This is a genomic window from Streptomyces sp. NPDC040589 (assembly GCF_055594445.1).
Window position 1 is genome coordinate 666529 of record NZ_JBVIWP010000001.1, and the last position, 24051, is coordinate 690579.

Sequence of the window (24051 nt, forward strand, 5' to 3'; positions counted from 1 at the left end):
GGTTCCTCACTCCAGCGGGACGGACTTCCGGGACGGATCCCGGAGGTCCGTCCCCTGGTTCAGCCACCGCTCCTGGAGCGCCTGCGCGCCGTGCACCCGCTTCCAGGCGGCCTCGTTCGGGGTCATCGGCAGCAGCGGCAGGAACCGTACGGGGTCGAGGGGTTCGTCGAGCTCCAGGTCCTCGACCAGGCCGCCCGGTTCGGCGACCAGGACCGAGGTGAAGGGGGCGCCGGGCCACAGCGGTTCGCCGACGTCGAGGGAGGCTCCGGGGGCCACGACCACGCCCTCGACCTGCGGAGACGCGGCGAGCACGGCGAGGGGGCGGAGCACCTTGTCCGTCTCGGCAAGCCCCGCGCGGACCGACAGGACCAGCTCCGCGCGCGGCCCCTTGACCGGGTCGGCGACCGCCGCCGTGGGCTCCGTCATGGGCTGCGCGGACATGCCGAGCGTGGCGTAGCGGGCGATGTCGCCCTCCTGGAAGCGCAGCACCTCGATGCGGTCCGTACCGAGGAACGTCACTGCCGCGCGCGCGTCCGGTTCGCCCAGCGCGGTACGCAACCGGGCCTCGACCAGAGGAAGAACATCAGCCATGACGCGAGCATAGAACTCGTCAGTAGCGGGCAAAGGAGCACCTTGACAGTTTTGACGGCTGCTACTCTTGCCCGGTGGTTCGGGGCAGCGCGCAGATGGGGGTACCACCCAGGCCGTTCAGGCACTGGGAGAGTCGCGATCAAGCCCCGACGCCGATGGAACTCCCTTACGAGGGACCGGCCGGAGGAGGTGGGGCTGCAATGGATCGAAGTCGACCGTGCAGTAGCACCACGCTCTCCCGCCGCTGATGTAGCTGCTCTGTCTCTCTGGCCGGCCGCCACCTCTCGCACTCGCTTCACCGCGGAAGAGCGCTTCGTTTCGTTTTTCCTGATCTGCCTCAGTAGCTGAATCAGTAACGAAGCTCGCCACCGCGACGGTGCGGTGCTCCCCGCTTTGTGGACGTGCCAAACATCAGCAGTCACTACGTCCTCATTCCGGGTAGTTCCACCCGTCGCCGCCGGCGCCTTTCGTTGCCCTCTCGCGAAGGAGCCCGCCATGTCGATGATTCGCGACCTGCGCGCCGTGGTCCGTCCGTCCCGCGTCTCGCTGCGCAAGGACAGTGGCACGTACGACGCCACCCGCAGCCCGGCGACGGCCACCGCCGTCGTCGACTGCGCCATCTACCGGGACGGCCGCCGCGTCGAGACCGAGACCCCGCTGACCCCGCACGAGGCGGTGCGCCTGGTGCGCCGCGACGGGGGCTTCGTGTGGATCGGCCTGCACGAGCCGACCGAGGCCGAATTCTCCGGCATCGCCAGTGAGTTCGGGCTGCACCCGCTGGCCGTGGAGGACGCCGTCCAGGCCCACCAGCGGCCCAAGCTGGAGCGCTACGACGACTCGCTCTTCACGGTCTTCAAGACCATCCACTACGTCGAGCACGACCAGCTCGACGCCAACAGCGAGGTCGTCGAGTCCGGTGAGGTCATGTGCTTCACCGGACGGGACTTCTTCATCACCGTCCGGCACGGCGGCCAGGGTTCCCTGCGGGCCCTGAGGCACCGTCTCCAGGACGACCCCGAGCTGCTGGCCAAGGGCCCCTCGGCCGTGCTGCACGCCATCGCCGACCATGTCGTGGACGGCTACATCGCGGTCGCCGACGCGGTGCAGGACGACATCGACGAGGTGGAGACCGAGGTGTTCTCCCCGGGGCGCAAGGGCTCGCCGCGCGGTTCGGACGCCGGCCGGATCTACCAACTCAAGCGCGAGGTGCTGGAGTTCAAGCGGGCCGTGTCGCCGCTGCTGCGACCCATGCAGCTGCTGAGCGAGCGGCCGATGCGGCTGATCGACCCGGACATCCAGAAGTACTTCCGGGACGTCGCCGACCACCTGTCCCGGGTCCAGGAGCAGGTCCTCGGCTTCGACGAGCTGCTCAACTCCATCCTCCAGGCCAACCTCGCGCAGGCGTCCGTGGCGCAGAACGAGGACATGCGGAAGATCACCTCGTGGGCCGCGATCGTCGCCGTACCCACGATGGTGTGCGGGGTCTACGGCATGAACTTCGACCACATGCCGGAGCTGCACTGGCGGTACGGCTACCCGGTGATCATGGGCATCACCGTGGCCATCTGCCTGGGCATCCACCGCACACTGAAGCGGAACGGCTGGCTGTGAGCAGCCTGGATAGGCTGGGGCCCATGACAAGCGAGCTGCTCGGCCAGGCCCTGATCGAGGAGGCCACGAAGAAGTCCGGCCTCGTCTGGGTCCAGGGCCCCGACGGCCCGGCGCGTGCGCTCTGGCACGTGTGGCACGAGGGTGCCGCGTGCCTGATCGGCGACGGGCCGGGCGAGCAGCCGCTGCCGGGTCTCGCCGACGGGGCCGAGGCCCGGGTGACGGTCCGCAGCAAGGACAAGGGAGGCCGGCTGGTCTCCTGGACGGCCCGGGTCACCGAACTCGCGCCGGGCTCCGAGGCGTGGGACGCGACGGTCGCCGAGCTCAAGGGCAAACGGCTGAACGCGCCCGACGGTGAGGCCATGACCGGCCGCTGGGCCCGCGAGTGCCGGGTACTGCGCCTGGAACCGACCGGGGCGACGGCACCCCTGCCCGACGACTCCCTGTCCGAGCCGCCCCTGCCGTCCCCGGCGATCACCCGCCGGCCGATTCCGGCGGGCCTGCCCCGCCTGCTGCTGAAGAAGCGCAAACGCACGTAGCGGCCGGACGCGCGGAGCGGTCGCTACGACGTCGGCAGCTGTCGGCCGTAGTCCACCGTCTCGTTCTTCTCCGGCTCCCTGAGGGAGAAGTCCTCTCCCCAGGCGGAGAACGTGAGGGTGCCCGCGCCGCCGGCCCGCTCCAGGCGCAGCGGATACGGCTTGCCCTCGAGAGAGACCTCCAGGGCGCCGCCGGAGCCCTTGTCGCCGGTGACGCGGATGGTACGGACGCCCGCCTGCTCCTCGTGGCCGTCCGTCGCGAGTGTGCCGTGCAGGGTCAGCAGACCGTCGAGGAGGACACCCTTGTCCGTGAAACCACTGAACTTCTTGTACGCGGGGTCGCCCTGCGGCACCTTCACGAACTTGCCGCCGAGCTTGGAGGCCGCGGCCGCGTCCCCCTCGCCCTTCCCGCCCTGGCCGTCACCGTGACTCCAGAACCCGGCGTCGGCCTTGACGAAGAGCTGCTCGCCGATGCGCAGCAGCTGGAAGGTCGTGCCCTCGGTGGTGACCGACCCCTCGCCTCCGTCGTCCTTCAGCCGCATGTCGAGCGCGTACGTCTTCTCACCGCTGACGACGCTGCCGTGCACCCGGACCGCCCCGGCGGACTCGGCGGCCGTGCGGGTCTTGGTCTGGATCTTCCCGGCGGGCAGTCTGCCGATCCCGTTGGTGCCCTCGTTGGGATCCTCCGCGCAGCCGGTGAGCACCGTCCCCGTCACGAGCAGCGCGCACATCGCGCTCGCGAGTACGGCACTACGGCTTCGGCCGTGGCGAATCGGAGTCACAGGTGGAGCTGCCTCTCTGCGGGGAGACCTGAACGGCGTACCGCAGGGTACCGGGCACGTGCGGGCAGGTCGGAGCCAGTCCGTCCGGACCGCCCGCCGACGCACCGCCGATCGGGACGGGCTAGCCTGAAGCCCACCCGAGCGGGCAATTCGGAACAGACGGATACACAGGCAGGCACAGAGACAGGCACCAGGAAACACCCCGCACGAAAAGGAGCCGCGGCCATGGCAGCGGGCGCCCCCCGGATCTTCGTATCGCACCTCTCCGGTGTCGCCGTCTTCGACCCCGCAGGTGACCAGGTGGGGCGGGTGCGCGATCTGGTCGTCATGCTGCGGGTGGGGCAGCGGCCGCCGAGGCTGCTGGGCCTCGTCGTCGAACTCGCCACCCGCCGCCGCATCTTCCTGCCCATGACCCGGGTCACCGCCATCCAGTCGGGCCAGGTCATCACCACCGGCGTGCTCAACGTCCGGCGCTTCGAGCAGCGGCCCACCGAGCGGCTGGTCTTCGGGGAGCTGCTGGACCGGCGCGTGACGCTCACCGAGACCGGCGAGGACGTCACCGTCCTCGACCTGTCGGTGCATCAGCTGCCGGCCCGCCGGGAGTGGGAGATCGACCGGGTCTTCGTCCGCAAGGGCAGAAAGGGAAGCGCCTTCCGGCGGGCCAAGGGCGAGGCGCTGACCGTCGAGTGGACCGCCGTCACCGGTTTCTCCCTGGAGGAGCAGGGGCAGGGCGCGGAGAACCTGCTCGCCACGTTCGAGCAGCTGCGCGCGGCCGACCTGGCCAACGTCCTGCACCACCTCTCCCCCAAGCGCCGGGCCGAGGTCGCCGCCGCCCTCGACGACGACCGGCTGGCCGACGTACTGGAGGAGCTCCCGGAGGACGACCAGATCGAGATCCTCGGCAAGCTGAAGGAGGAGCGCGCCGCCGACGTCCTGGAGGCCATGGACCCGGACGACGCGGCCGACCTGCTGGGCGAGCTGCCGACGGACGAGCAGGAGCGGCTGCTGAGCCTGATGCAGCCCGGCGACGCGGCCGACATGCGACGCCTGATGTCGTACGAGGAGCGCACGGCGGGCGGTCTGATGACCACCGAGCCGATCGTGCTGCGCCCGGACGCCTCCGTCGCCGACGCCCTCGCCCGCGTCCGCAATCCCGACCTCTCCCCCGCGCTCGCCGCCCAGGTCTACGTCTGCCGACCACCGGACGAGACGCCGACCGGCAAGTATCTGGGCACGGTCCATTTCCAGCGTCTGCTGCGCGAGCCGCCGCCGTCCCTGGTCAGCTCGATCCTGGACAGCGACCTGCAACCGCTCGACCCCGAGGCGGATCTGCCGGCCATCGCCGGGTTCTTCGCCACGTACGACATGGTCGCGGCGCCCGTGGTCGACGAGGCGGGGGCGCTGCTGGGCGCGGTGACCGTGGACGACGTCCTCGACCACATGCTGCCCGAGGACTGGCGGGAGACGGAGTTCCATCTGGACGAGGAGGTGCCGACCGATGGTTCCTGAGCGCGAGACCCTGCGCGAGCGCACGCCGGCCGGCGCCACGGCCGCGAGCCGGCCGCGCGCGACCCGGCTCGACCAGCCCGGTGTGCCCAAGCACCGGTTCCTGCCCGAATACGACCCCGAGGCCTTCGGGCGGATGTCGGAACGCATCGCGCGTTTCCTCGGCACGGGGCGGTTCCTCGTCTGGATGACGGCCGCCATCGTCCTGTGGGTGGCCTGGAACAGCCTCGCCCCGCGCGACCTGCGCTTCGACGAGTACCCGTTCATCTTCCTGACCCTGATGCTGTCGCTCCAGGCCTCCTACGCCGCTCCGCTGATCCTGCTCGCGCAGAACCGGCAGGACGACCGCGACCGGGTCAATCTGGAGCAGGACCGCAAGCAGAACGAGCGGTCGATCGCGGACACCGAGTACCTGACCCGCGAGATCGCCGCCCTGCGGATCGGCCTGGGCGAGGTCGCCACCCGCGACTGGATCCGCTCGGAGTTCCAGGACACGATCAAGGAGATGGAGGAACGGCAGAACGGCCACCGTCACGACCCCGTCGTATTCCCGGCGGAACGGTCACGGGGACGTGACGCAGACGACCGCTGACAGGCTTTCCTACGCACCGGTACAGCGCCGTACCATCGTCCTATGGCTACGGAAGACGCGGTGCGCGAGGCACTGGCGACGGTGAACGACCCCGAGATCCACAAGCCCATCACCGAACTCGGGATGGTCAAGTCGGTGGAGATCGGCGCGGACGGGGCGGTCGCGGTCACCGTGTACCTCACGGTCTCGGGCTGCCCGATGCGGGAGACGATCACGCAGCGCGTGACCGATGCGGTCTCCGGCGTCGAGGGGGTCACCCGCGTCGACGTCACGCTCGACGTGATGAGCGACGAGCAGCGCAAGGAGCTGGCGAACGCCCTGCGCGGGGGCCAGACCGAGCGCGAGGTCCCCTTCGCCAAGCCCGGCAGCCTCACCCGCGTCTACGCGGTCGCCTCCGGCAAGGGCGGCGTGGGCAAGTCCTCGGTGACGGTGAACCTGGCGGCGGCCATGGCGGCCGACGGCCTCAAGGTCGGTGTCGTGGACGCCGACATCTACGGCCACTCCGTGCCGCGCATGCTCGGCGCCGACGGCCGCCCCACCCAGGTCGAGAACATGATCATGCCGCCGTCGGCGAACGGCGTGAAGGTCATCTCCATCGGTATGTTCACCCCGGGCAACGCCCCGGTCGTCTGGCGCGGCCCGATGCTCCACCGCGCCCTGCAACAGTTCCTCGCGGATGTCTACTGGGGCGACCTGGACGTTCTCCTCCTGGACCTGCCGCCCGGCACCGGCGACATCGCCATCTCCGTCGCCCAGCTGGTCCCGAACGCCGAGATCCTGGTCGTCACGACCCCGCAGCAGGCGGCGGCCGAGGTCGCCGAGCGCGCGGGCTCCATCGCCGTACAGACCCACCAGAAGATCGTCGGCGTGGTCGAGAACATGTCCGGCCTGCCCTGCCCGCACTGCGACGAGATGGTCGACGTCTTCGGCACGGGCGGCGGCCAGGTGGTGGCCGACGGCCTGACCCGCACGACCGGCGCCAACGTCCCGGTCCTCGGCAACATCCCCATCGACGTCCGCCTCCGCGAGGGCGGCGACGACGGCAGGCCGGTCGTCCTGACGGACCCGGACTCCCCGGCGGGGTCCGCCCTCCGGGCCATCGCGGGGAAGCTGGGAGGACGACAGAGGGGCCTGTCCGGCCTGTCCCTGGGGATCACCCCGAGGAACAAGTTCTAGTCGCGACGCCGCTGAGGGCAGCGCCCCTCAGGGGCGCGGGGAACTGCGCGATCAGCCCTCGACGGCCCGCAGCCGCCCGCGCACGAGAAACCCTTACGGGCGAAGGGGCGCCGAAACCAACCCGGCGCCCCAAACCTCACGCGTAGGCGGCGATGTCCTTCACCACGGCGAAGCCGAGCCCATACGCACTCATGCCCCTGCCGTACGCCCCGACATGAACCCCGGCCGACGTCGACCCGGCCAGCACCCACCCGAACTCGGACTCCCGGTAGTGGAACGCCGTCGGCACACCGTCCACCGGCAACGACAACGTCGACCAGTCGGCCCCGTCGAGGTCGTCCGCCAGCACCCACGCCGTCTCGGTCTGCTGCTCCAGCCAGTCGTCCCGCAGCGAGTGGTCCATCTGCCCGGGCCAGGTGGAGGACAGCAGCCCCACACCCGCGAGCCACGCCGCGGAGGACACCGACGTGGCCTCCAGCAGCCCCGTACCGTCCGCACTGCGCCGTGAGGGATGCGCCGCGACGGTGACCACGACCGCGAACTTCTCCTTGGCCTCCTGATCACCCCCGGCGACGAACTCGTTGCGCACCCTGGGTTCGTCTCCGTGCCCGATCGAACCGTGTTCCACGGCCCCGTCGGCCGTCGTACCGACCTGCATCAGCCAGCGCGGTCCCGTGAAGGCCTCGTCGAGGCCGTACCACGGGAAGGGCGCGCGCAGGTAGCCGTCGACGTTACGCCGGGCGGAGGGGACCTGTTGTCCGTCCTCCGCGGCCGGCGCCTGCGCGACTCCTGGACTCGTCGTCTCCATGTGCCCGGACGCCTCCTCGCTCTAGTCGGACCGGAACGGCCCGCCCCCCTTCGGGCGTACTCTTCCGGTCCGCACAACAACTCGGCAGCATAGCCACACCGCTGCGAGCAGCAGGGAAAGCGCCCGGCGCGTGGGCCGCACGGGGGCCCGGTTCAGGCCGTACACAGCCCGACCGGAGTATGAAACGCGTCACGCGAGTCGCTCAGGTGGCGTCCGCGTCGAAGGGCGGACGGTCGTCCCGGTCGGGCGTCTCGGGCTTCTTCGTCATGTCGATACGACCACCGGACGAACCGGCGCCGGAGGACGACGTGTCGGAGTCACGGCTGTGGACGGCGTCGGTGACCTCGGCCATCTCCTTCTTCAGGTCGAAGCCGTTGCGGATCTCCTTGAGCCCCAGGTCCTCGTTGTCCAGCTGCTTGCGGATGAACGCCTTGGGGTTGAGGTCCTCGAACTCGAAGTCCTTGAACTCCGGGCCGAGTTCCTCCCGGATGTCGTGCTTGGCGCTCTCCGAGAACTCACGGATCTTCCGGATCGTGCGGGTCACGTCCTGGATGACCTTGGGGAGCTTGTCCGGACCGAAGACGAGCACGGCAAGGACGATGAGCGTCACCAGCTCGAGTGGTCCTATGTCATTGAACACCTGAAGCTCCTTGCGATGTCCTCGGTCCTCGGCCCTCGGTGGTCGGCCCTCGGTGGTCGGTGCGGGTCTTGCCGTGGTCCGGGCCGGATCCACGGTACCCGGCGATCCTGTCCGACCGGTACTGTCCCGAGACCTCCGAGTGCGGGGAGTGGGAGCGCTTTCCGAATTGTTTGCCTTGTTGGGTCCTGTACGTCCCGGACATCACGTCTCAGCTGCCGCCGGAGGAGCCGAGGACGAGTGCGACCGTCCGTTCCTTGCCACCGCGCTCCAGCGTCAGCTCCAGCCGGTCGCCGGGGCGGTGGGCCCGCGTCTTGACGATCAGCTCCTCGCCGGAGTGGACCCGCTGACCGTCGACCGTGGTGATGACGTCGCCCGCCTTGATCCCGGCCTTGGCGCCCGGCCCGCCCACGGTGACCGGCGGTCCGCCCTCGCCGCCCTCGGCGGCGACACGGGCGCCGTCGCCCGTGTAGTCCATGTCCAGGGTGATGCCGATCACCGGGTGGGTCGCCTTCCCGGTGTTGATCAGCTCCTCGGCCACGCGTTTGCCCTGGTTGATGGGTATGGCGAAGCCGAGGCCTATGGAGCCGGACTGGCCGCCTTCCAGTTCGGAGCCGCTGTCCGCCGAGCGGATCGCCGAGTTGATGCCGATGACCCGGCCCCGGGAGTCGAGCAGGGGCCCGCCGGAGTTGCCGGGGTTGATGGGCGCGTCGGTCTGGAGCGCGTCGACGTACGACACGTCGCTGCCGTCGCCCTTCTCGCCGCCCGCCGTGATGGGGCGCTGCTTGGCGCTGATGATGCCGGAGGTGACGGTGCCGGCCAGGTCGAAGGGCGCGCCGATGGCCACGACCGGATCGCCGACCTGCATGTTGTCCGAGTTGCCGAGGGGCAGCGAGGTGAGGCCGCGCACGCCCTTGACCTTCACGACGGCGAGGTCGTAGCCGCTGTCCCGGCCGACGAGTTCGGCCTGGGCGGTCTCCCCGCTGTTGAAGGTCACGGTGATCTCGCCGGTGGATCCGGCGGGCCGCACGACGTGGTTGTTGGTGAGGATGTGGCCGCGGTCGTCGAGCACGAAGCCGGTGCCGGTGCCCTGTTCTCCGCCGCCGCTCACATGCAGGGTGACCACGCTGGGCAGGGCCCGTTGGGCGATCCCGGCCACACTGTCGGCGTCCCGCCCCGCGGACTCCTTCCCGGCCTGCGGCAGCTCGACGGACCCGACGCCCCCGTTCCGCTCCAGATAGGTCCCTACGACGCCGCCGATCCCCCCGGACACGAGCGCCAGCACCACGGCAGCACCCACCAGCGCCTTCCTGCCCCGCTTGCGCCGCTGCTCCGTGCTGGGTACACCGGCCCCGTTCTGCTGCAGAGGCCCGGCGGCCGCGGGAGCCGCCCAGGGGTCGTAACGCTGCCAGGGGTCGGGAGCGGGCGCAGGTGCCGCAGGTGCAGGGGCAGCAGGTGCCGGTGACGGTGCCGGGATGCCGGGAGTGGTTGCCGGCGCCGACGCCGCGGGTGCGACGGCCGCCGGCGGGACGGGTGCCGGTGCGACGGCCGCCGGCGGGACGGTTGCCGGTGCGACGGCCGCCGGCGGGACGGTTGCCCCCGGTATGGACGGCCGGCTCGGTATCGCCGTGCCGTGCGTCGGCGTCGCCGCCGGATGCTGGACGGGCGGCGCGGGCGCCCAGGGGCCCGGTTCGCCGTAGGGCGGGGTGCTGTACGGGTCGGGATCGTGCAGCGGCTTGGGCGTACCGCCGACCGGTACGGCGGGCTCCACGGCGGCGTCAGCGGGCTCCTCGGGGCGCCTCAACTCGTAGTCACCCGCGGCCCCCGGTGGATCGTCCCGCCGCACGGCGGGCCGCGCCAGCTCGAAGTCACCGTCGGTGTCGGCGGAGTCCGCCGGGGCCGCCCCCTGCCCCTCCGGCTCCCCCGGAGCGTCCTGCGGCCGTGGACGGCTCCACCACTTCGCCTTCGTGGGCTTCCCCTCGTTCATGCTCTCCCCACAGCCGCGGCACGGCTCGACGCGGTGGCCGCGGTTCGTCGAATCGGCGCCCGGCCACAGCTCGGCAGCGGGCGACAACCCCCGGATTCAATCAGGTTCGCCGCCCGGTGCGCAGAGGCCGGTCAGCGGGCCGTCCGGGAGGAGGCGGGAGGAGAGGGGGACGAGGTCGGGTCCGGAAGGGGCACGGCGAGCAGCGGCGCCCCGCTCTCGGGAATCGCGGACCACGAGGTCAGAGCGGCCGGCGCGGCCACCCCGAACGGATGTATCCACGGGGACATGGCCACGGCACCGGCCACCACCGGGGCGGTCAGCGCGTGCACGGCGTGATGCCGTGCGGCAGGCGGCAATCCGGGCAGCAGCGGTGCGGACACCTCGGTCGGGGCGGCCGGGGTCTGTCCGACCATGCTCTGGCCGTGCGCCTGTCCGAGCAGCGGCGCCGCACCCCGGCGCCGCTGGGATTCCGGCGACGTCGTCGCGCCCGACCCCTGCGTACGCATCGGCGTCGCATTGCTTCCCGTGCCGGAGCCGCTGCGGGCTTCCGTGTCGCCAGGGGTGCCGGTGGTGACGCCGCCCAGGGCGATCGCGGCCAGGGACACGGCCCCGGCGGCCGCGAACGCGAACCGCAGCCGCGAGGAGGACCTGTCGGTCTCGTGCCGGCCGACGTCATGGATACGGAAACCCCGGCTCCCCGAGGGAAGGCCTCGGTCGTCGGACGGCAGCACGGGGAGGTGCGGCCGGGACGGGGCGTACCCGAACTCGAACCGCTCGCCGCGCTTCGCGCCGAAGGCCCCGGACGAGCCGAACCGGCCGGACAGTCCGCCGGGCAGCCCTCCGCCACCCGGGGGCATACCGTCACCGTCCGGGTCGCCCCCCGCGGGTAGTCCCTGCAGGCGGGCCAGGAAACTCTCCGAGGGAGGCGGTGGGGCCGCCTCCGCGAACACGTTCTTCAGCCGGCGCTGGGCGTCCACCTCCGCCTTGCACTTCGGGCAGGTGGCCACATGCGCCAGTACGCGCTCACGCGCGTCATGACCGAGCTCTCCGTCCACCAGGGCGGAGAGTCGGTCTCCCAGGTGCTGCTCTGCGAGGTGTCCCTCGGAGGACTCAGGACGTGATCCGCTCACGCGCTCGCGCCCCCTCCTCCCAGTGCGGGAACACGGGGCACGAAGGAGCGGCGCTCGGCACGCGCCTGAGGGGAGCGGTGCGCGAGGGCCTTGCGCAGCTGGGAGCGACCACGGTGGATGCGCGAGCGGACCGTGCCGAGCTTGACGCCGAGGGTCGCGGCGATCTCCTCGTACGACAGTCCCTCGATGTCGCACAGGACGACCGCGGCGCGGAACTCGGGGGCCAGGGTGTCGAGGGCCTGCTGGACGTCCGCGTCGAAGTGCGCGTCGTTGAAGACCTGCTGCGGCGTGGGCTCCTTGCTGGGCAGCCGCTCGGCCGCGTCCTCGCCGAGCGCGTCGAAGCGGATGCGCTGCTTGCGGCGGACCATGTCCAGGAACAGGTTCGTGGTGATGCGGTGCAGCCAGCCCTCGAAGGTGCCCGGCGTGTAGGTCGACAGGGAGCGGAAGACGCGGACGAAGACCTCCTGCGTGAGGTCCTCGGCGTCGTGCTGGTTGCCGGTGAGGCGGTAGGCGAGCCGGTAGACCCGGCCGCTGTGCGTGCTGACGATCTCCTCCCAGGTGGGCGGAGTCCACGCCTGCCCGTCCGCGTCGGTGGAGAAGGTCGCGGTCTGGGCGAAGTCAGCGGCGTGGCTGTGGTCAGCGGTGTCGTTCACGGATGTCGGCCTGCCCGCTGATCCGAGGAAGCGCCGGAACACTCCTCCGCGATCCCCAGGCGCAGCCGCACCTCCCCTGTCAGCTCTGGTGGTGTCCAGTGGAGCCCCTACCATAGCCACCTCGCCCGTTAGGACCGGATAAGCGGTTTTACGAGAATTTGATCTGGGCTGATACGCCTCGTACTGCTGCGACGACACTTGCTCGGCGTCCTCGTCCACTGCCTGCTCCCCGTCCCGGCACGCGCCGCTCGCTCATCCCTTTAAACGACCGGTCCCATCTGCGGGTTCCCGCACCCAACGGATACAGTCACGCCCAGGCATTCACGGGGACAGGAGAGGGTCATTACCGGCAACCGGCAGACGAGCTGGGCGTTCGCCGACGCCTATGTCGCCGAGGACGACGCGCTGCGCTGGGCCCGTGACCGGGCCCGTGACGCGGGGCTGCGCTCGGTGACGCCCGGCACGGGCTCCGCGCTGGGGTTGCTGGCCGCCTCCGTCGACGCGAAGGCCGTCGCGGAGATCGGCACCGGCTGCGGTGTCTCCGGGATCCACCTCCTGCACGGGATGCGGCCCGACGGGGTGCTCACGACCGTGGATCCCGAGCCGGAGCACCAGCAGTTCGCCCGCCAGGCCTTCCGCGCCTCCGGCTTCGCCAGCAACCGGGCCCGCTTCATCCCGGGCCGCGCCCTGGACGTGCTGCCCCGCCTCGCGGACTCCGGCTACGACCTCGTCTTCTGCGACGGTGACCGCCTCGAGGTCATGGACTACCTCGCTGAATCGTTGCGGCTGCTGCGCCCCGGTGGGCTCGTCGTCTTCGAGGGCGCCTTCGCGAACGGCCGGACGGTGGACTCCGGACCGCAGCCCACGGAGGTGCTGCGCCTGCGGGAGCTGCTGCGCACGGTGCGCGAGAGCCAGGAGCTGGTGCCGTCACTGCTGCCGGTGGGCGACGGACTGCTGTGCGCGGTGAAACGCTAGCCGGGTCGCACGTTAGCGGAGCGGAAGCCGGGGCAGGCGAAAGTCATTGATGAGAAAACAACCGCCCCGGCACCACACGTGATGCCGGGGCAGCTGAAAGGGTATGGTCGCTTGCGCCTCAGCCGACGACCTTCTTGAGGGCATCGCCCAGCGCGTCGGCCTCGTCCGGGGTCAGCTCGACGACGAGCCGACCGCCGCCTTCGAGCGGAACTCGCATGACGATGCCCCGCCCCTCCTTGGTCACCTCGAGCGGGCCATCGCCCGTCCGCGGCTTCATGGCCGCCATGCTCGTTCCCCTTCCTGAAACCCAGCTCTTCGTCAAAGCCGTCGGCCCCGAGAAGGGCACACGTGCGGCCCTGAGCAGGACACGCGACACCGGCATCGAACACATTGCTTCCAAGCCATTATCCCGCATCTCAGGACCCGATGACCAACATCAGTAGGCATCGCTTGGGCAACGCACGCGAGCAAAACCACTCAATTCGGCGAAGTGGCTGCGATACTCCGCCACCGCACACACATCCGCCGAACGAAAACGGGTGAGAATTCTTTGACGCAGGTCACACGTCCGGTGCGGTCACCGGTCGGCGATCTCCGTCATGCTGTCCTGCAGACCCGGGACCTACCGGCCGGTAGGTCCCCGAGCAGCGACACGGAGGGGATACGCCATGGCCGACACCGTGCTCTACGAGGTGAGCGACGGGCTCGCGACGATCACGCTGAACCGCCCCGAGGCGATGAACGCGCTGAACGTGGAGGCCAAGGTCGCCCTGCGGGAGGCGGTCCGGTCCGCGGCGGACGACGCCGCCGTGCGGGCGGTGCTGCTGACCGCCGCCGGTGACCGGGCGTTCTGCGTCGGGCAGGACCTCAAGGAGCACATCGGGCTGCTGGTCCAGGACCGGGAGACCGGTTCGCGGCAGACCATGAACACGGTGCGGGAGCACTACAACCCGATCGTGCGGGCGCTGGCCGAGGCGGCGAAGCCGGTCGTCGCCGCCGTGAACGGCGTGGCGGCCGGGGCGGGCTTCGGCTTCGCGCTGGCGGCGGACTACCGGATCGTGGCGGACACGGCCTCGTTCAACACCTCGTTCGCCGGGGTGGCACTGACCGCCGACTCGGGGATCTCGTGGACGCTGCCGCGGGTGATCGGCCCCGGCCGGGCCGCCGACCTGCTGCTCTTCCCGAGGAGCATCAGCGCGCAGGACGCGTACGACCTCGGCATCGCCAACCGCCTGGTGCCCGCCGGCGAGCTGCGCGCGGAGGCCGAGAAGGTGGCACGGGCGCTGGCCGAGGGGCCGACGGTGGCGTACGCGGCGCTGAAGGAGGCGATGGCCTACGGGCTGACGCACTCCCTGGAGGAGACCCTGGAGAAGGAGGACGAGCTGCAGACGCGGGCGGGGTCCTCCGAGGACCACGCGATCGCGGTGCGGGCCTTCGTCAACAAGGAGAAGCCGAAGTACCTGGGCCGCTGACGCTGACCCGCGGCCACGGCGTCAGGCACGACGCGCGACGCAGGCCCGCAGATGGTCGTCGACCAGTCCGCAGGCCTGCATCAGCGCATACGCCGTCGTCGGGCCGACGAACCGCAGACCCCGCTTCTTCAGCGCCTTGGACAGGGCCGTCGACTCGGGTGTGATCGCCGGGACGTCGGCGAGCGCCTTCGGGACCGGGCGGGTGCCCGGCTCGGGGGCGTGGGACCAGATCAGCTCGTCCAGGTCGCCCGGGGCCCACTCGGTCAGTACGCGCGCGTTGGCGAGCGTCGCGTCGATCTTGGCGCGGTTGCGGATGATGCCGGTGTCGGCCAGCAGGCGCTCGCGGTCCTCGTCGGTGAAGGCGGCCACCGAGGCGATCTTGAAGTCGGCGAAGGCGGCACGGAAGCCGGGGCGGCGGCGCAGGATCGTGATCCAGGACAGGCCGGACTGGAAGGCCTCCAGGCTGAGACGTTCGTAGAGGGCGTCGTCGCCGTGGACCGGGCGGCCCCACTCCTCGTCGTGGTACGTCACGTACTCCGGGGCGGACAGGGCCCAGGGGCAGCGCGGCGCGCCGTCCGGACCGGGGAGGGCGGCGCCGTCGCTCACGGCCGGTCCTCCTGTCGCGGACCGGGCTTGTCCATGGACACGTGGTTCTCCGCTGACGCGTGGTGCTGCGGGGACACCGGACCGTGGGGGGCGGCCGCCCGGGCGCCGGCCAGGGCCGATTCCAGGTCCGCGATGCGGGAGTCACGCTCGGCGAGCTCGGCGCCGAGGCGGCTGAGGGCGTCGTCCACGTCCCCCATGCGGTAGCCGCGGACGGCGAGCGGGAAGCGGAGGCCCTCCACATCCGCGCGGTCGACCGGGCGGTCCGGGGGCAGCGGGTCCCGCAGCTGCTCGGGGGCGGCCTCTGGCAGCGGGCCGTTCTCGCCGCCGCCGAGCACGGCCAGAGTCACCGCGCCGACCACGAGGACCAGCGCGACGACCAGGAACAGGAACATAACCATCGCGGGGCCCCCACGGTCGGATGTCTCGGAGTCTTCGGAGACGGATGTTGTCAGGCTCCGATCGTGCCATGCGAGTCCGACAGTTAGGGTCGCAGGCGGCGGAAGACGGGGACGTACCAGGAAAGGTCACAGGGGATGCTCAGGCTGGGCAGGCGGGAATTCGAGCCGCGCGATCCGGTGATCATGGCGATCGTGAACCGGACCCCGGACTCCTTCTACGACCGGGGCGCGACGTTCCACGACGAGCCGGCGCTCGCGCGCGTGGAGCAGGCGGTGGCCGAGGGAGCCGCGATCATCGACATCGGCGGGGTCAAGGCCGGGCCGGGCGAGGAGGTCACGGCCGAGGAGGAGGCCCGGCGGACGGTCGGCTTCGTAGCCGAGGTGCGGCGGCGGTTCCCGGACGTGATCGTCAGCGTGGACACCTGGCGGGCCGAGGTCGGCCAGGCCGTGTGCGAGGCCGGGGCCGATCTGCTGAACGACGCGTGGGGTGGGGTCGATCCGGGGCTCGCCGAGGTCGCCGCGCGGTACGGGGTGGGGCTGGTGTGCACGCACGCGGGACGTGCGGATCCGCGGACGCGGCCGCATCGGATCCAGTACGACGATGTCATGGCCGACATTCTGGACGTGACCGTCGGGCTGGCGGAGCGGGCGGTGGCGCTGGGGGTGCCGAGGGAGTCGGTGCTGATCGATCCCGGGCACGACTTCGGGAAGAACACGCGGCACAGTCTGGAGGCGACCCGGCGGCTGGGCGAGATGGTCGCCACGGGGTGGCCGGTGCTGGTGTCGCTGTCCAACAAGGACTTCGTGGGAGAGACGCTGGACCGGCCCGTCAAGGAGCGGGTCGTGGGGACGCTGGCGACGACTGCCGTGTCCGCGTGGCTGGGGGCGCAGGTGTACCGGGTGCACGAGGTCGCCGAGACGCGGCAGGTGCTGGAGATGGTGGCGTCCATCGCCGGGCATCGGGAACCCGCCGTTGCCCGGCGCGGACTGGCCTGACCCGTTCGACTAGCGGCCGGCTTCCTTCGACACCAGGGCCACCGCCTCGTCCACGTCGTCCGTGACGTGGAACAGGAGGAGGTCCTTGTCCGCGGCCTTGCCCTGGGCGATGACCGTGCCGCGGAGCCAGTCGACCAGGCCGCCCCAGTACTCGCTGCCGAAGAGGACGATCGGGAAGCGGGTGACCTTCTGGGTCTGGACGAGGGTGAGGGCCTCGAAGAGTTCGTCGAGGGTGCCGAGGCCGCCGGGCAGGACCACGAAGCCCTGGGCGTACTTGACGAACATCATCTTCCGGACGAAGAAGTAGCGGAAGTTGAGGCCGATGTCGACGTACGGGTTCAGTCCCTGCTCGAAGGGAAGCTCGATGCCCAGGCCGACCGAGATGCCCTTGGCCTCCAGGGCGCCCTTGTTGGCCGCCTCCATCGCGCCCGGGCCGCCGCCCGTGATGACCGCGAAGCCCGCCTCCACCAGGCCCCGGCCCAGCCGGACGCCCGCGTCGTACTCGGGTGACTCCGCCGATGTCCGGGCCGAGCCGAACACGCTGATCGCGGGCGGGAGTTCGGCGAGCGTGCCGAAGCCCTCGATGAACTCCGACTGGATCCGCAGCACGCGCCAGGGGTCGGTGTGGACCCAGTCGGAGGGGGCCCGCTCGTCCAGCAGCCGCTGGTCGGTGGTGCTGGCCTGCACCTGGTCCCGCCGCTGGAGGACCGGGCCCAGGCGCTTCTCCTCCGGCGGCTGCTTCTTCCCCTCGGGGTTGCCGGTCGCCATGTGCGCTCCCTCCGTCGTGCCTGTCGTTCCACCTCAGCGTAGATCTACGCGGGTTACGAACGAGGGACGTGAGCATGTCCGCGATAAAGCGCCGTAAACACGAGGGCGCCCCGGACGGGATCAGGCCGTCAGCCAGCTCCTCAGGCGCTCCTCGCCCGCGAGGATCTTCGCGGTCTCCACCCGCTCGTCCCGCTTGTGGGCCAAGTGGGGGTTGCCCGGGCCGTAGTTGACCGCGGGGACGCCGAGCGCCGAGAAGCGGGAGACGTCCGTCCAGCCGTACTTCGGCATCGGGGTGCCGCCCACCGCCTCGATGAACGCCTTCGCCGCCGGGTGGGACAGGCCCGGCATCGCCGCGCCGCTGTGGTCGACGACCTCGAACTCCGCCACGCCACAGTCCGCGAAGACCTCCCGGACGTGGGCGATCGCCTCCTCGGGCGTGCGGTCGGGCGCGTACCGGAAATTGACGGTGACGACGCACTCGTCGGGGATCACGTTGCCGGCCACTCCCCCGCCGACGCCCACCGCGTTCAGGCCCTCGCGGTACTCCAGGCCGTCGATGACCGGCCAGCGCGGCTCGTAGGAGGCCAGGCGGGCGAGGATCGGGGCGGCCGCGTGGATCGCGTTGGAGCCCATCCAGCCGCGTGCGGAGTGGGCTCGCTCGCCCGTGGTCTTCAGCAGCACCCGCAGGGTGCCCTGGCAGCCGCCCTCGACCTGGCCGTCCGAGGGCTCCAGGAGGACCGCGAAGTCGCCCTCCAGCCACTCGGGGTGCGTCTCGGAGACGTGCTTGAGGCCGTTCAGCTCCGCGGCGACCTCCTCGTTGTCGTAGAAGACGAAGGTCAGGTCGCGGTTGGGGGCCGGGACCGTCGCCGCGATGCGCAGCTGCACCGCGACACCCGACTTCATGTCGCAGGTGCCGCAGCCCCACAGGACGCCGTCCTCGTCGAGCCGGGAGGGGACGTTGTCCGCGATCGGGACAGTGTCGATGTGGCCGGCCAGGATCACCCGCTCCGGGCGGCCCAGGTTCGTACGGGCCACGACGTTGTTGCCGTACCGGTCGACCGTCAGGTGGGGCAGCGCGCGCAGCACGGTCTCGATCGCGTCCGCGAGCGGCTTCTCGGTGCCGCTCTCGGAGCGGAAGTCGACGAGCCGGGCGGTGAGCTCCGCGGCGTCCAGCGTGAGGTCAAGCGAGGTGTCGGCCATGCCGTCGACCCTAACGCGCCAGACCCTGTGCCCTCTCTCCCCACCGGGCACATGGGGATCCATACTCTCCAGTACCTTGTACCGCGTGCCAGAGCCGTCCTCCCCCAAGCGTCGTGGCCGCCTCTTCCGATGCGGATCCGCCTTCGTGACCCTCCTCGCGGTCGCCGGTTACCTCGTCGTGCAGTACATCACCGGAGGCACGGGCGAACCGGGCTGCAAAGTCGTCTCGGGCAAGGGCGACGGGGCGTCGTACGCGTTCTCGCCCGAGCAGGCCGTGAACGCGGCGACGATCACCGCCGTCGGCACCGGGCGCGGACTGCCGGAGCGGGCCGTGACCATCGCGCTGGCCACCGCGCTGCAGGAGTCGAGCCTGCGCAACATCAGCCACGGCGACCGGGACTCGCTCGGCCTGTTCCAGCAGCGGCCCTCGCAGGGCTGGGGCACGCGGGAGGAGATTATGGACCCGACGTACTCGGCGGGCGAGTTCTACGACCACCTGGTCAAGGTGCCCGGCTACACACGGCTGCCCCTCACCGTCGCCGCGCAGCGCGTGCAGCGCAGTGGCTTCCCGCAGGCCTACGCCAAGCACGAGCCCGACGCCGCGCTGCTCGCCGCCGCCCTCACCGGCCAGTCCGCGGCCACGCTGACCTGCGAGGGCCGCCCGGGCGCGACCCGGGCGACGGGCCCGGACGGGGTGCGTACGGCGCTGGTGCGGGACTTCGGGCGCGATGTGCTGGAGCCGGCCGGTGCCCAGGTGGGCGCCTCCTCGGCGGCCACGCCGACGCCGTCCCCGAGCGGTGGTACGAGCGACCCCGGCGGGCGGACGGTGACGCTGCCGGTGACCGCCGACACGAGTTCCGCGACGCGGCGGAGCCTGGACCAGCGCGGCTGGCAGCTGGCGCACTGGGCCGTGGCCAACGCCTCCGAGCTGCACATCGCGCGCGTGACGTACGCCGGGCGGGAGTGGGTCGCCGGGAACACCGCCAGCGAGTGGCGCGTTCCGACGGCGAAGGGCACCGCGGGTGCGGAGCGGGACGCGGACGCCGTCCGTATTGTCACGATGCGCTAGTTCGCGCCTGGGTCGCGCAGGGGTGCGGGAACTCACCCCTGGGGGTTACCCGCGCGGCTCGGCCGTGACGGTGTGCGCTGGTTTTCGCGCCCTCACCCGGGAATCCGTGAAACCCCATGGGCGTACAGGGCTGGAAGGATTCGGCGGACTTTCCGGTGTGGACCTTTTTGCCCGTTTGTCCGCAGCTGATTATGCGACGCATTACCAACTCTTTACGTTGCGACGCCGCAACCTTCCCGGGCTTCGAGCGGTAGTCACTGCGTCCGAGCCGGGGCGGTCCACAGCCAGTCGATCAACTCCCGGAGCCGGTCGGACACTTCACGAACCTCACTGTTCTCTCCGTCGAAGGAGCACCATGTCCCTCCCCCTGACCCGTCGGATCGCCCGTGCCGCGCTCATTGTCGCTGCGGGAGCGGCTGCCGGGGTCGGTGCGGCCGGCTCCGCCAGTGCGGCCCCCGAGCTGCCGGCCAACCCGAACCTCGGCGGCCTGACCGCCCTGGACGGGGCGAACGTCGGCAACACCGTCGACAGCGCGGCGACGGACGTCAGCAAGTCCGCCGGTGACACCGGCGGCAAGACCGTCAAGAAGGCGGTGCCGGCCGCGGGCAATCTCGGCGGCAAGACGGTCAAGAAGGCCACGCCCGTCGCGCAGAAGGCGGCCGGCGAAGCGGCGGGCTCCGCCGGGCAGCTCGTCGGTGAAGCCGCCGGTTCGGCGCAGGGGGGCCTGCCGACGGACTCCCTGACGAAGGGCGGCGTGCCGTCCGCCAAGACGCTGCCGGCGAAGGGCCTGCCGATCGGCTGACGCCGGGCTCAGACCGCCGAAGGGGTCCAGGGAATGTCCCTGGACCCCTTCGCCGTGTTCCGTGTCTTGTGCCGGGCTGCCGGGCGCCCGACGGGCCCACGGCGGCTACAGCGGCTACAGACGCCGTACCGCCGCCGCGATCCGCTCGTCCGTCGCCGTCAGGGCCACGCGGACGAACTCCGCGCCGGCCGATCCGTAGAAGTCGCCCGGGGCCACGAGGATGCCTCGTTCCGCGAGGTGGGCGACGGTGTCCCAGCAGGACTCGCCCCGGGTGGCCCACAGGTAGAGGCTGGCCTCGCTGTGCTCGATGCGGAAGCCGTGCGACAGGAGGGCCTCGCGCAGGAGGGCGCGGCGGGACGCGTAGCGCTCGCGCTGGACGCGGACGTGGTCGTCGTCGCTCAGGGCCGCCACGACCGCCGCCTGCGTCGGCGCGGACGTCATCATGCCGCCGTGCTTGCGGATCTCCAGGAGAGGGCTCAGGACGGCCGGGTCGCCCGCCAGGAAGGCCGCGCGGTAGCCCGCGAGGTTCGAGCGCTTGGAGAGGGAGTGGACGGACACGATGCCGTCGTACGAGCCGCCGTTGACGTCGGGGTGCAGCACCGAGACCGGGTCGGCCTCCCAGCCCAGCTCCAGGTAGCACTCGTCGGAGAAGAGCAGGATGCCGTGCTCACGGGCCCACGCCACGATCCGGGTGAGGTCCGCCTTCGACAGGACCTTGCCCGTGGGGTTCGACGGGGAGTTCAGCCAGAGGAGCTTCAGGCCCTCGGGGTCCAGCTCCGTCGGGTCGTCGTAGACCTCGTACTCGGCACGGGCCAGGCGGGCGCCCACCTCGTACGTCGGGTAGGCCAGCCGCGGGTAGGCCACCCGGTCGCCGGGGCCGAGGCCCAGCTGGGTCGGGAGCCAGGCGACGAGTTCCTTGGAGCCGACGATCGGGAGAACGTGGCGGTGGGTGACGTCGCGGGCGCCGAGGCGGCGCTCGACCCAGCCGGTGATCGCGTCGCGCAGCTCGGGCGTGCCCCAGACGGTCGGGTAGCCCGGCGAGTCCGCCGCGCCGACCAGCGCTTTCTGGATCAGCTCGGGGACCGGGTCGACCGGGGTGCCGACGGACAGGTCCACGATGCCGTCCGGGTGGGCGGCGGCCGTGGCCTTGAACGGCGTCAGCTTGTCCCAGGGAAAAGCGGGGAGACGGTCGGAGACTGCGGACACGGTTTCTGGCTCACTTTCCGGTACGTACGAGCCGTCCAGGGCAAACGCCTCGGCCCCGTACGGCGATCAGGGCGTGATCGGGCCGTACGGGACCGAGGCGGCGCACGGTGTGCGGCCTCTCGCGGTGACTAGGCCTGCGGCGGCAGCGCGGCGATGAAGGGGTGGTCGCGCTCGATCAGCCCCAGCTTGCTGGCGCCGCCGGGCGAGCCGAGCTCGTCGAAGAACTCGACGTTCGCCTTGTAGTAGTCCTTCCACTCCTCTGGGGTGTCGTCCTCGTAGAAGATCGCCTCGACCGGGCAGACCGGCTCACAGGCACCACAGTCGACGCATTCGTCCGGGTGGATGTACAAGGACCGGGAGCCCTCGTAGATGCAGTCGACCGGGCACTCCTCGATGCACGCCTTGTCCTTGACGTCGACACAAGGCTGCGCGATGACGTAGGTCACGCTGTCGTTCCTCCTCGATAGGGCGCTGGCGGGCCTCCTCAGGCTCCGCCGCCTGGCGCGCGGGAGCGCGGCGTCGTCGATGCCCGCCCCTAGTATCTCCGTTCTTGGGCATGATCCGAACAGGAGGGGTGTACGGACCTGTGGAAATCTCTGCCGCCGGTCGCCTCGAGGTGGCTATCACCGCTGCTGACGTGGGCAAACGGGTCTCCGTCCGGAGCTTGATCGAACATGCGGCTTTGGGTGAGAAGTTCACCGACACGGTCGGCGTTCTCACATCATGGGACAAGGGTGTGCTGCTGATCACACGCAGGAGCGGCGAGAGTGTCCGCATCGCGGAATCCTCGCTGGTCGCGGGCAAGGTGGTGCCCGCCGCTCCGGCGCGTCGCCGTGGTCCGGCCGCCTCGTACGAGGAACTGGCCCGGGTCGCCGCGCGGGCGTGGCGGCCCGTGGAGAGCGAGCGGCTCGGGGACTGGGAGCTGCGGGCCGCGTCCGGGTTCACGCGGCGGGCCAATTCGGTGCTGCCGCTCGGCGGGCCGGGGGTGCCGCTCGACGAGGCGCTGGGCGCTGTGCGGCGCTGGTACGGCGACCGCGGGCTGCCCGCCTACGTCCAGACCGCGACCGGCGCCGAGGGCACGCAGGAGCTGCTGTGTGCCGAGCTGGAGGCGCGGGGCTGGGTGCGGGAGGTGACCGCCGAGCTGTGGGTCGGGCCGCTGGCGCCGGTCGCCGACCGGGAGGAGCCCTCCGGGGTCGTGCTGTCCCGGGAGGCGGATGAGGCGTGGCTGGCCCGGTACCAGCGCAGGGGCGTGAGCGACGTGGCGCTGCGGGTGCTCGGGGGAGGGCCCTCGGTGTGGTTCGCGACGGTGCCCGGTGCCACGGAGGGAGCCGCTCCGGCCGCCATCGGGCGGTGTGTCGTCGACGGGCGGTGGGCCGGGTTCGCCGCCGTCGAGGTCGATCCGGCGCTGCGGCGGCAGGGGCTGGGCACGGCGGTGATGGCGGCGCTGGCCCGGCGTGCCCTCGACGAGGGCGCGTCGGCCGCGTGGCTCCAGGTCGAGGCCGAGAACGCGGGAGCGCGGGAGCTGTACGCCGGGATGGGCTTCGCCGCGCACCATGCCTACCACCACTACCGGGCGCCGGAATCCGGCGGCACCGGCCGGTAACCGATCGTCGCGAGAGGGCACCAGCAAGCTATGCGTCCCCCCTATCCCCCGTCCCCGGAGCGTTCCGCCGAGCTGCGGCGGCGCTTCGCCGAAGAGGCCCGGTCCGAGCGACCCGATCTGTCGGCGCTGTGCCTGCTGCTGGGCGCGGAGGCGGACCGGGAGCTGGACGAGGCGGGCCTGGACGCCGCGCAGGTCGAGCTGGACCGGCTGGCCGGGCTGCTGCCGTACCGTCCCGGCGGGCCGCGGGCCTGGGCGGTCGCCCTGCGGGAGCTGCTCGGTGAGCGGATGGGATTCGGCGGCGGCCCGGCCGACTACCAGCGGCTGGAGTCCTCGCTGCTGCACGAGGTGCTGGTGCGGCGCAGGGGGCTGCCGATCCTGCTGTCCGTGGTGTGGATGGAGGTGGCCCGGCGGGCCGGGGCGCCGGTGTACGGGGTGGCTCTGCCGGGGCATTTCGTGGTCGGGTTCGGGCCCGACGAGGGGCAGGTGCTCGCGGACCCGTTCGACGGGGGGCGGGTGCTGACGGGGGCGGACGCGGAGGTGCTGGTCGCCGGGGCGACAGGGACGGGGCTCGATCCGGCGATGCTGCGGCCTGCCGATCCGCTGGACGTGGTGCTGCGGATCCTGAACAACGTGCGGGCGTGGGCGGCGGCTAGGCCGGAGCGGTCGGACGTCTCGCTGTGGGCGGTCGAGTTGTCGCTGCTGTTGCCCTCGCATCCGGCTCGGCTGCGGTACGAGCGGGCGCGGTTGCTGGTGCAGCGGGGGGATTTCGTGCCGGGGGCCTTGGAGCTGGAGGCCTATGCGGATGTCGTGGCGGCAGTGGATGAGGGGGCTGCTGAGCGGGTTCGGGGGGAGGCTTTCGCGGCTCGGGCGATGCTCAACTGATGCCCTCTCGCCGTGCGACATGTGTGGTGTGGCGTGTGCGGGTGCGTTGTGGTTGATCGCGCAGTTCC

At 71.4% G+C, this 24051-nt stretch carries 26 protein-coding genes; 12 read left to right on the forward strand and 14 right to left on the reverse strand.

From position 1 onward, the window contains the following. Nucleotides 1–6: 6 nt before the first annotated feature. Nucleotides 7–591, reverse strand: coding sequence for a suppressor of fused domain protein (locus tag ACZ58V_RS02960; protein ID WP_468187807.1), 585 nt, complete (start codon nt 589–591; stop codon nt 7–9). Between the two features lie 495 nt (nt 592–1086). Here ACZ58V_RS02960 and ACZ58V_RS02965 point away from each other — a divergent pair, with 495 nt between their 5' ends. Together ACZ58V_RS02965 and ACZ58V_RS02970 are read left to right on the forward strand one after the other, a co-directional pair. Further along, nucleotides 1087–2202, forward strand: coding sequence for a magnesium and cobalt transport protein CorA (locus ACZ58V_RS02965; RefSeq protein ID WP_471288024.1), 1116 nt, complete (start codon nt 1087–1089; stop codon nt 2200–2202). A 23-nt stretch (nt 2203–2225) separates the two neighbouring features. Beyond that, entirely contained in the window at nt 2226–2738 is a 513-nt protein-coding gene (locus ACZ58V_RS02970) for a hypothetical protein (RefSeq protein ID WP_468187803.1), read from the forward strand. A 23-nt stretch (nt 2739–2761) separates the two neighbouring features. Here the strand turns inward: ACZ58V_RS02970 and ACZ58V_RS02975 are convergent, their stop codons facing one another. Beyond that, nucleotides 2762–3517, reverse strand: a complete 756-nt coding sequence (locus ACZ58V_RS02975) for a hypothetical protein (protein WP_468187801.1) — start codon at nt 3515–3517, stop codon at nt 2762–2764. A gap of 225 nt (nt 3518–3742) precedes the next feature. Between ACZ58V_RS02975 and ACZ58V_RS02980 the strand changes: the two genes are divergently transcribed. From ACZ58V_RS02980 to ACZ58V_RS02990, 3 genes are read left to right on the forward strand one after another with little or no spacing between them, the layout of a single operon-like run. Beyond that, nucleotides 3743–5026, forward strand: a complete 1284-nt coding sequence (locus tag ACZ58V_RS02980) for a magnesium transporter MgtE N-terminal domain-containing protein (RefSeq protein ID WP_468187799.1) — start codon at nt 3743–3745, stop codon at nt 5024–5026. Next, nucleotides 5016–5615 carry a DUF1003 domain-containing protein gene (locus ACZ58V_RS02985; RefSeq protein ID WP_468187797.1) on the forward strand — a complete coding sequence of 200 codons (600 nt, stop codon included), beginning with the start codon at nt 5016–5018 and terminating at the stop codon, nt 5613–5615. The genes ACZ58V_RS02980 and ACZ58V_RS02985 overlap by 11 nt, the downstream gene beginning before the upstream one ends. 42 nt (nt 5616–5657) lie before the next feature. Beyond that, a complete protein-coding gene (locus tag ACZ58V_RS02990) occupies nt 5658–6791 on the forward strand; it encodes an Mrp/NBP35 family ATP-binding protein (RefSeq protein ID WP_184590765.1) in 1134 nt (377 codons plus the stop codon). Between the two features lie 136 nt (nt 6792–6927). Here the strand turns inward: ACZ58V_RS02990 and ACZ58V_RS02995 are convergent, their stop codons facing one another. The 5 genes from ACZ58V_RS02995 to sigE form a co-directional block, all read right to left on the reverse strand. Then, nucleotides 6928–7599, reverse strand: a complete 672-nt coding sequence (locus ACZ58V_RS02995; protein WP_454363703.1) for a hypothetical protein — start codon at nt 7597–7599, stop codon at nt 6928–6930. Between the two features lie 202 nt (nt 7600–7801). Beyond that, a complete protein-coding gene (locus ACZ58V_RS03000; protein ID WP_468187794.1) occupies nt 7802–8239 on the reverse strand; it encodes a sec-independent translocase in 438 nt (145 codons plus the stop codon). Nucleotides 8240–8447: 208 nt separating this feature from the next. Continuing rightward, nucleotides 8448–10223, reverse strand: a complete 1776-nt coding sequence (locus ACZ58V_RS03005) for a S1C family serine protease (protein ID WP_471288026.1) — start codon at nt 10221–10223, stop codon at nt 8448–8450. 131 nt (nt 10224–10354) lie between these two features. Next, entirely contained in the window at nt 10355–11278 is a 924-nt protein-coding gene (locus ACZ58V_RS03010; RefSeq protein ID WP_468188288.1) for an anti-sigma factor family protein, read from the reverse strand. A gap of 71 nt (nt 11279–11349) precedes the next feature. Continuing rightward, nucleotides 11350–12120: an RNA polymerase sigma factor SigE gene (gene sigE / locus ACZ58V_RS03015; RefSeq protein ID WP_468187790.1), complete on the reverse strand. Its 771-nt coding sequence runs from the start codon at nt 12118–12120 to the stop codon at nt 11350–11352. A 162-nt stretch (nt 12121–12282) separates the two neighbouring features. Between sigE and ACZ58V_RS03020 the strand changes: the two genes are divergently transcribed. Then, on the forward strand, nt 12283–12981 hold the full coding sequence (locus ACZ58V_RS03020) for an O-methyltransferase (protein ID WP_391099892.1): 699 nt from the start codon (nt 12283–12285) through the stop codon (nt 12979–12981). Between the two features lie 118 nt (nt 12982–13099). Here ACZ58V_RS03020 and ACZ58V_RS03025 read toward each other — a convergent pair whose 3' ends face one another. Continuing rightward, the gene (locus tag ACZ58V_RS03025) at nt 13100–13267 is read right to left on the reverse strand and encodes a DUF3117 domain-containing protein (RefSeq protein WP_003966491.1); all 168 of its coding nucleotides are present in this window, start codon (nt 13265–13267) and stop codon (nt 13100–13102) included. Nucleotides 13268–13649: 382 nt separating this feature from the next. Here ACZ58V_RS03025 and chcB point away from each other — a divergent pair, with 382 nt between their 5' ends. Continuing rightward, nucleotides 13650–14453, forward strand: a complete 804-nt coding sequence (gene chcB / locus ACZ58V_RS03030) for a 2-cyclohexenylcarbonyl CoA isomerase (protein ID WP_468187788.1) — start codon at nt 13650–13652, stop codon at nt 14451–14453. Between the two features lie 21 nt (nt 14454–14474). Here the strand turns inward: chcB and ACZ58V_RS03035 are convergent, their stop codons facing one another. Continuing rightward, entirely contained in the window at nt 14475–15059 is a 585-nt protein-coding gene (locus ACZ58V_RS03035) for a DNA-3-methyladenine glycosylase I (RefSeq protein ID WP_468187786.1), read from the reverse strand. Continuing rightward, nucleotides 15056–15457, reverse strand: coding sequence for a DivIVA domain-containing protein (locus ACZ58V_RS03040; protein WP_468187784.1), 402 nt, complete (start codon nt 15455–15457; stop codon nt 15056–15058). The genes ACZ58V_RS03035 and ACZ58V_RS03040 overlap by 4 nt, the downstream gene beginning before the upstream one ends. Before the next feature lie 135 nt (nt 15458–15592). Here ACZ58V_RS03040 and folP point away from each other — a divergent pair, with 135 nt between their 5' ends. Beyond that, nucleotides 15593–16453, forward strand: a complete 861-nt coding sequence (gene folP, locus ACZ58V_RS03045; protein WP_468187782.1) for a dihydropteroate synthase — start codon at nt 15593–15595, stop codon at nt 16451–16453. Between the two features lie 9 nt (nt 16454–16462). Here the strand turns inward: folP and ACZ58V_RS03050 are convergent, their stop codons facing one another. Continuing rightward, nucleotides 16463–17221, reverse strand: a complete 759-nt coding sequence (locus tag ACZ58V_RS03050; RefSeq protein ID WP_382840819.1) for an LOG family protein — start codon at nt 17219–17221, stop codon at nt 16463–16465. A 120-nt stretch (nt 17222–17341) separates the two neighbouring features. After that, nucleotides 17342–18421 carry a succinyl-diaminopimelate desuccinylase gene (gene dapE / locus ACZ58V_RS03055; protein ID WP_468187779.1) on the reverse strand — a complete coding sequence of 360 codons (1080 nt, stop codon included), beginning with the start codon at nt 18419–18421 and terminating at the stop codon, nt 17342–17344. A gap of 85 nt (nt 18422–18506) precedes the next feature. On the opposite strand from dapE, the gene ACZ58V_RS03060 reads away from it, so the two are divergent. Next, entirely contained in the window at nt 18507–19490 is a 984-nt protein-coding gene (locus ACZ58V_RS03060) for a VldE C-terminal domain-containing protein (protein WP_468187777.1), read from the forward strand. Nucleotides 19491–19845: 355 nt separating this feature from the next. Beyond that, entirely contained in the window at nt 19846–20292 is a 447-nt protein-coding gene (locus ACZ58V_RS03065) for an ATP-binding protein (protein WP_468187775.1), read from the forward strand. A 114-nt stretch (nt 20293–20406) separates the two neighbouring features. On the opposite strand, the gene ACZ58V_RS03070 is transcribed toward ACZ58V_RS03065, so the two are convergent. Next, entirely contained in the window at nt 20407–21498 is a 1092-nt protein-coding gene (locus ACZ58V_RS03070; protein WP_471288030.1) for a bifunctional succinyldiaminopimelate transaminase/glutamate-prephenate aminotransferase, read from the reverse strand. 128 nt (nt 21499–21626) lie between these two features. Next, a complete protein-coding gene (gene fdxA, locus ACZ58V_RS03075; protein WP_010047804.1) occupies nt 21627–21944 on the reverse strand; it encodes a ferredoxin in 318 nt (105 codons plus the stop codon). 140 nt (nt 21945–22084) lie between these two features. Here fdxA and ACZ58V_RS03080 point away from each other — a divergent pair, with 140 nt between their 5' ends. Further along, nucleotides 22085–23101: a GNAT family N-acetyltransferase gene (locus ACZ58V_RS03080; protein WP_471288032.1), complete on the forward strand. Its 1017-nt coding sequence runs from the start codon at nt 22085–22087 to the stop codon at nt 23099–23101. A 30-nt stretch (nt 23102–23131) separates the two neighbouring features. Further along, nucleotides 23132–23983 (forward strand): transglutaminase family protein, encoded by an 852-nt coding sequence (locus tag ACZ58V_RS03085; RefSeq protein WP_468187769.1) that lies wholly within the window; start codon nt 23132–23134, stop codon nt 23981–23983. The last annotated feature ends 68 nt before the right edge of the window (nt 23984–24051 follow it).

Coding starts and splice junctions, on each gene's coding strand:
- folP (WP_468187782.1), top strand. CDS start 15,593: ATGCTCAGGCTGGGCAGGCGGGAATTCGAGCCGCGCGATCCGGTGATC.
- ACZ58V_RS03050 (WP_382840819.1), bottom strand. CDS start 17,221: ATGGCGACCGGCAACCCCGAGGGGAAGAAGCAGCCGCCGGAGGAGAAG.
- dapE (WP_468187779.1), bottom strand. CDS start 18,421: ATGGCCGACACCTCGCTTGACCTCACGCTGGACGCCGCGGAGCTCACC.
- ACZ58V_RS02995 (WP_454363703.1), bottom strand. CDS start 7,599: ATGGAGACGACGAGTCCAGGAGTCGCGCAGGCGCCGGCCGCGGAGGAC.
- ACZ58V_RS02970 (WP_468187803.1), top strand. CDS start 2,226: ATGACAAGCGAGCTGCTCGGCCAGGCCCTGATCGAGGAGGCCACGAAG.
- ACZ58V_RS02990 (WP_184590765.1), top strand. CDS start 5,658: ATGGCTACGGAAGACGCGGTGCGCGAGGCACTGGCGACGGTGAACGAC.
- ACZ58V_RS03065 (WP_468187775.1), top strand. CDS start 19,846: ATGTCCCTCCCCCTGACCCGTCGGATCGCCCGTGCCGCGCTCATTGTC.
- ACZ58V_RS03040 (WP_468187784.1), bottom strand. CDS start 15,457: ATGGTTATGTTCCTGTTCCTGGTCGTCGCGCTGGTCCTCGTGGTCGGC.
- ACZ58V_RS02980 (WP_468187799.1), top strand. CDS start 3,743: ATGGCAGCGGGCGCCCCCCGGATCTTCGTATCGCACCTCTCCGGTGTC.
- ACZ58V_RS02965 (WP_471288024.1), top strand. CDS start 1,087: ATGTCGATGATTCGCGACCTGCGCGCCGTGGTCCGTCCGTCCCGCGTC.
- chcB (WP_468187788.1), top strand. CDS start 13,650: ATGGCCGACACCGTGCTCTACGAGGTGAGCGACGGGCTCGCGACGATC.
- ACZ58V_RS03025 (WP_003966491.1), bottom strand. CDS start 13,267: ATGGCGGCCATGAAGCCGCGGACGGGCGATGGCCCGCTCGAGGTGACC.
- ACZ58V_RS03005 (WP_471288026.1), bottom strand. CDS start 10,223: ATGAACGAGGGGAAGCCCACGAAGGCGAAGTGGTGGAGCCGTCCACGG.
- ACZ58V_RS02985 (WP_468187797.1), top strand. CDS start 5,016: ATGGTTCCTGAGCGCGAGACCCTGCGCGAGCGCACGCCGGCCGGCGCC.
- sigE (WP_468187790.1), bottom strand. CDS start 12,120: ATGGTAGGGGCTCCACTGGACACCACCAGAGCTGACAGGGGAGGTGCG.
- ACZ58V_RS03085 (WP_468187769.1), top strand. CDS start 23,132: ATGCGTCCCCCCTATCCCCCGTCCCCGGAGCGTTCCGCCGAGCTGCGG.
- ACZ58V_RS02960 (WP_468187807.1), bottom strand. CDS start 591: ATGGCTGATGTTCTTCCTCTGGTCGAGGCCCGGTTGCGTACCGCGCTG.